The organism is bacterium (assembly GCA_030018315.1).
Lineage (GTDB): Bacteria > Hydrothermota > UBA3073 > JACQXS01 > JAGMCI01 > JASEGA01.
In genome coordinates, this window is sequence record JASEGA010000060.1 from 1 (window position 1) to 2,988 (window position 2,988).

Below are 2,988 nucleotides of genomic sequence, written 5' to 3' on the forward strand. Positions count from 1 at the left end.
AGAGTTTATTATGAAGAAGGGAAATACCCGGTAAGAGAGATATGGAAGTGGGAAAAGGAAGATTTTGAAAGAGACCAGAAACTCAAACTGATAAATCCTGAAGATGTGGAACGCTTTGCCCCTCCTGTTAAAAGTGAAACGAGTCCTTCCGAGAATTATGAATATGTAATTATACCCAACTTCACGAGTAGAGGCTGTAAATGCCTGCAATTTAAGGAAATAACTTTTCATTAGATACTACACCCCTCTTTATCCCGCTCATAATCAAAGGATAGGAGACCAAAATTTGTTAAAAGGACAGTCTCAAGTGGATTTTCTCGTTGAACTACTAATATTTCTTTTTTCTCTATCAAAAGCTTGTTTATTTTTACACTCCCAAGAAGATTGATAAATCTCTCGAGTGTATTATATCTCCCAAGCCATCCCACCTCTTTCAATTTCTTCCTAACCCAAGCTAAAATTACCTGTGCGAGCAAGCATAAGAATATATGAGTCTCTACCCTCCTATCTTTCCAATGGCCTATAGGCCTTACCTCTATTAACTCCTTTAAATCCCTGAAACACCTTTCTACCTCTTGTAACTTCTTATAATGAACTTCAATATCATAATCTTCCATGTGTGTCTCGCTTGTCTTAAGAATATAATAACCACAAAGCCTTTCTGCACGCCTTATTGCTTCTACTTTCTCTATTATCTCAAATATCCCATTTTCATAACGAAAATCAAAATACTTCTCCGCCCCACTCTTTGTTAATTTCTTCTGCGCCCTCCTTATTACTTTTTCGTGTTTCTTTAGTCGTCCCTTTTCTACCATCCTTTGAACAACCTTCAATGACTCTCTCCCCTTTTCCAACAACGACCCGAAAACTTTTCTATCCCTTTCTCTCCTGAACTCCGAACCACATAAAACATATTTTGCATCCTCCCCATCTTGCCAGACAGTTACAGGAAGTCTTTTATCAAATAAAAAAGGATCTATTTTTTTCTCCTCTAATAAACCCTTGGCTTCTTCGTGAGTCAATGCCATTATATAACCTAAATCTGCATTTATTATTTCCTCCACATTATCAATACTTATCATTCCCCTGTCTCCTACAAATATTATTCTCTCTATATTAAAACGTTCCTTTACTTTCTTCGCCACTCCTTCCACCGTGTCTTTATCTCGTAAATTCCCATCAAATATTTCAAAATGCACAGGAAAACCCTTCTCATTTAACACAATTCCCAACAACACTTGCGGTCTATCAGGCCTATGATCTCTGCTATATCCCCGCTTTCCCTTCTTGACTGCTCCTCCTTCAAAATAGATAGAAGTTATGTCATACAATAAAAATAACGGCTTACCACCGGAAAGTTTGTAAAACTCCTCTAATATACCATCCATATTATCTTTAACTTCATCCATTGCTTCATATACACGATTAGGGTGATATTCTTTCTTCCTGAGACTGCAAAAGAAAGGGAAGGCTGTCCCTTTTATCCAGCTAATTGCTTCCATTTTTGACGAAGGCTTCAATATACGATTTAATAAAACTGCTACTATCAACGAAAGCGCTTTTTTAGACAAAAATTTAGAAAGTACATCCATCACCCCCAACTGGTGCATCATATAGAGAAAAAACACAATATCCCCATAATCATACCCCCTTCTGATAAATTCTTTCAAGTTATCTATAACTATCGCCTTAGGATTTTTTAATATCTTTTTCAACCCATCTCTTTGCTCCACACTAAGATGACTAATATTCTCAATATACTTATGCTTTACCTTCCCATTCTCCCTGTAAGACTTAACAAGCCACCAACCTCCAGAAATCTTCCCCTTATAAACACTCGCACATCTTTTAATCCACATACCTAATATATACCACTAAAAATAGGCTTGTCAAGAAAAAAATTAACTTTTTTTGAAATTTTTAGATACTACAAAGTTGTAAGTAAAGTGTGTAGAGATGTAGGAATTATTGAGGTTTAGGGGTTTTTACGGGTGATTTTTTAGTGAAGTTAGGTATAACAAAAAACAGTTTACCCCCCCTGCTTATTCCGAGGGTTTATTATCTATTGTGAGAAGACCGTGGTTTAAATTTTGGCCCAAGGGGGTGCCAAAACATATTGAGTATCCTAAAATTCCGCTTTTCCAATTTCTGATTGATTCGGCTAATAAATATCCTGACAAGCCCGCACTATTATACAAGCACAAAAAAATAACTTATAAGGAGCTTGATGCACTGAGCAGTAAATTTGCACTTGGTCTGATAGAGCTTGGTGTAAAAAGAGGCGACAGAGTTTTGATTTTCCTGCCTAATATTCCAGAATATGTTATTGCTTATTATGGGATACTGAAATCAGGTGCAGTTGTGAGTTCGGCAAGTCCTTTGTTTAAAGAAATGGAATTAGAATATCAGCTAAATGACTCTGGAGCTGAGACTATAATCACAAATAGTTCTCTGTATCCTATTGTGGAGCATATTTGCGAGAAGACTAAGAATATTGTCATTGTAGGAGAAAAAGTTCCTCTTGGAGTAAAACTTTTTAAAAATCTTTATTATGATGGTTTAAGTTTTCCCACTATGAGCATAAATCCAAGGAAGGATACTGCTGTTCTTCAATATACAGGTGGCACAACTGGTTTGCCAAAGGGTGCTATGATGACCCACTATAATCTTGTTGCTAATGCAATTCAAAACACCAGATGGTTCAAATGGACTCCAGATGATGTTGTATTAGCAGTTTTCCCATTTTGTCATACTTGGTCTACCTGTGTTTGCATCAATTCTCCTATCCTTGTGGGAGCCACGATAGTATTAATGGAACACTTTGACCCGAAAGAGGTTTTGCAAACAATTGAAAAAGAGAAAGTCACAATTTGCTATGGCTCAGCTATCATGTTCAATCTTCTTGTGAATTGTCCTGAAATTGAGGATTATGACATTTCCTCTTTGCGACTGGTCAAGGCAGGGGCAATGCCCATACCACAAGAGGTA

At 36.8% G+C, this 2,988-nt stretch carries 3 protein-coding genes; 2 read left to right on the top strand and 1 reads right to left on the bottom strand.

Annotated elements, in window-relative coordinates:
- Positions 1-234: hypothetical protein (locus QMD71_09985; protein ID MDI6841153.1), on the top strand; the 234-nt coding region annotated here is incomplete at its 5' end.
- Here QMD71_09985 and QMD71_09990 read toward each other — a convergent pair.
- Positions 231-1,859, bottom strand: a complete 1,629-nt coding sequence (locus tag QMD71_09990; protein ID MDI6841154.1) for an IS1634 family transposase — start codon at positions 1,857-1,859, stop codon at positions 231-233. The two genes, QMD71_09985 and QMD71_09990, sit on opposite strands and share 4 nt — an antisense overlap.
- 244 nt (positions 1,860-2,103) lie before the next feature.
- Between QMD71_09990 and QMD71_09995 the strand changes: the two genes are divergently transcribed.
- Positions 2,104-2,988: AMP-binding protein (locus QMD71_09995; GenBank protein ID MDI6841155.1), on the top strand; the 885-nt coding region annotated here is incomplete at its 3' end.